Source organism: Streptomyces zinciresistens K42 (assembly GCF_000225525.1).
GTDB lineage: Bacteria > Actinomycetota > Actinomycetes > Streptomycetales > Streptomycetaceae > Streptomyces > Streptomyces zinciresistens.
On record NZ_AGBF01000407.1, the window covers coordinates 1 to 2128 of the forward strand.

2 protein-coding genes are annotated in these 2128 nt (G+C 76.6%); both read left to right on the top strand.

All coding sequences use genetic code 11. The features are described 5' to 3' along the window. Positions 1 to 777 (top strand): sugar transferase (locus SZN_RS36805; RefSeq protein WP_007506169.1); only part of this gene is annotated, 777 nt, incomplete at its 5' end. A 6-nt stretch (positions 778 to 783) separates the two neighbouring features. Next, positions 784 to 2128, top strand: a 1345-nt coding sequence (locus SZN_RS36810; RefSeq protein ID WP_007506170.1) for an O-antigen ligase family protein, incomplete at its 3' end; no start/stop codon positions are given.

Genomic DNA, 2128 nt, shown 5'->3' on the forward strand with positions numbered 1-2128 from the left:
GGTGTGGGGACGGTGCTCGTCGTCGGGGCCGCGACCCGGGTGGAACAGGCCGCGGTGCTGGGCGGGCTCGCCGCGCAGGGCTGTGTGCTGTGGGAGCTGGACGCGGACCCGCCGCCGTACGGCATCGGCGGGCCGCGGCGCGGCGGGCAGCTGGCCGGGTTCCCGCGCCGGCTGCTGGGTCCGGCCGGCGGGCTGCGGCCGGGCGGTGCGGGCAAGCGGGCGCTGGACCTGGCGCTGTCGGGCGGGCTGCTGGTGCTGGCCGGTCCGGTGCTGCTGGGGTGCGCGCTCGTGCTGCGGGTCACCGAGGGCCCGGGGGTGGTGTTCCGGCAGGAGCGGATCGGGCGCGACGGGCGGCCGTTCACGATGCTGAAGCTGCGTACGCACCGGCCCGCCAGCGAGCACGAGGCCGCGACGCGCTGGAGCGTGGCGAACGACCAGGACATGAGCGGCTTCTGCCACTTCCTGCGCCGGACCTCGCTGGACGAGCTGCTCCAGCTGTGGAACGTCTTCCGCGGGGACATGAGCCTGGTCGGGCCGCGGCCCGAACGGCCTTACTTCGTCGCGAAGTTCGGCCAGGCGCACCCGGGTTATCCGGCGCGCCACCGGATGCGGACCGGGATCACCGGGCTCGCCCAGATCCACGGACTGCGCGGTGACACCTCCATCGAGGACCGGGCCCGCTACGACAACGCCTACATCGACGACTGGTCGCTGTGGCAGGACATCTGCATCCTGCTGCGCACGGCGGCCCAGTTCGTCCGGCCGACGGGGAGCTGACCGCAGGTGACGACGTCCCCTCCGCTCACCGCGGCCCCGCGGCGCCCCGCGAGCGCGCCGCGCCGCCCGCGCCCGCTGCTGTCCGTCCGTGCCGTGCCGCCGGTGCTGCCCGTCGTGGCGGTGGTCGCGCTGCTGGGTCTGCCGGTGGCGGCGGGCAGCGCGGCGACGCCCGCCGACGCCGCCTCCGCCCTGGTGGTGCTGGCGGCCCTGGTACGGACCCTGCTGCGGGCGCGGCGCCCGCTGACGCGCGGCGCGGTGATCGTGCTCGGGCTGCCGGTGGTGGGGGTCGCGGTGGCCGCGGCGGGCGCGATGAGCACCGGGGACGCGTGGACCGGGCTGGCCCGCTATCTCCAGGTGTTCGTGCTGGTGCCGGTCGCGGTGCTGCTGCTGGTGCGCGACCGGCGCGGGGCGCGGCTGCTGCTGTGGTCCCTGGTCGGCCTCGCGCTGTGGCAGGGCGCGATCGGCGTGAAGCAGTACCTCACGGCGACCGGGGCCTCGTACCAGGGCGCCGACATCCGGGCGGTGGGCACGTTCGGGCCGTCCGACGTGATGGGCATGGCGAGCGTCGTCGCGTTCGGGGTGGTGGCCGCGACCGGTCTCGCGCTCGGGGCGCGGGAGCGGCGGCAGCGGCTGGTGGCGACGGCGTGCGCGGTGGCGCTGCTGGTGCCGCTCGCGCTGTCGTTCAGCCGGGGCGCCTGGATCGCGACGGCCGTGGCGTGTGCGGCGCAGCTGCTGCTGGCCGGGGTGCGGCGGGCGGCGGCGGTGTTCGCCGCGGCGGCGGCGCTGTCGGTGGTGCTGGTGGGCGGGCTCGGTGTGGGCGCCGCCGCGCTGGAGGAGCGGCTGACGAGCATCACCCAGGTCACGGACTCCCCCGACCAGTCGGTCGTCGACCGGTACACCATGTGGGCGGCGGCGGCCGACATGTGGCGGGAGCACCCGGTGACCGGGGTCGGGCTGAAGGCGTTCCCGGCCTACCGCGACGGCCACGCCTCGCTCGCGCTGTCGTCGGGCAGCGACACCGGGGGCGCCGGGCAGGAGTTCCGGCGCCAGCCGCTGCTCTCCCCGCACAACATGTACCTGCTGCTCCTCAGCGAGCAGGGGCTGCTGGGCCTGGTGACGGTGGCGGGGAGCTGGCTGGCGCTGCTGGTGTGCGCGCTGCGCGGGCTGCGGCGCGGCGCCGCGCGGCTGCGGGACGTGGGCCTGCCGGCCTGCGGGCTGCTGCTGTGGCAGCTCGTCAACTTCCTCTACGCCGACATCGGCGGCCCCTCCACGGTCCTGACGGCGGTCTGCTTCGGTCTGGCCGCCTGGTGGGCGCTGTCCCGCGACGAGGAGCGGGTTGCGGGCGCCGGGG